The organism is Streptomyces hazeniae, from assembly GCF_031845485.1.
Classification (GTDB): domain Bacteria; phylum Actinomycetota; class Actinomycetes; order Streptomycetales; family Streptomycetaceae; genus Streptomyces; species Streptomyces hazeniae.
On sequence record NZ_JAVREQ010000125.1, the window covers coordinates 1 to 479 of the forward strand.

1 protein-coding gene is annotated in these 479 nt (G+C 76.0%); it reads right to left on the bottom strand.

What is annotated here, in order from left to right; translation table 11 throughout:
* Positions 1–479 (bottom strand): beta-ketoacyl synthase N-terminal-like domain-containing protein (locus RM572_RS28920; RefSeq protein ID WP_311676324.1); only part of this gene is annotated, 479 nt, incomplete at both ends.

Here is a 479-nt window from a genome sequence, read left to right on the forward strand (position 1 = left end):
TGCCGGAGCAGATCGGTGCGGTCTGCGGGCACCTCGGTCACCAGGTCCCGGCCCGCCGCCAGGTGCTCCCAGAACGTGGCGGTGTCGGGGGACCCGGGCAGGACACCGGCCATGCCGATCACGGCCACCTCGTACCGCGCCGCCCCGGGCCGTACGCCCGAGGAGAGCGGCCCGGGGGGCCTGTCGGTCGCCTCCGGTCCAGCGGCTCCGGCGGAGTACGGGGACCCGCCGGGCGCAGGCGGCTCGGCGGGTCCGGCCGGTTCGGCGGTTCCGCCCGGTCCGGCCGCGCCGGCTGTTCCGTCCTGCCGAGCGGGAGGCCGGGCGGGTTCCGGGGCGGCCTCCGCGCCCGTCCGCGCACCGGCACGGGAGAGTTCGTCCGCGTGGTGCTCCTGGAGATAGGTGGTGAACGACGCCAGGTCAGCGCATTCGAAGAGCACCGTCGGCAGCAGGTCCAGGCCGTAGGTCTCGTTCACCAGGAC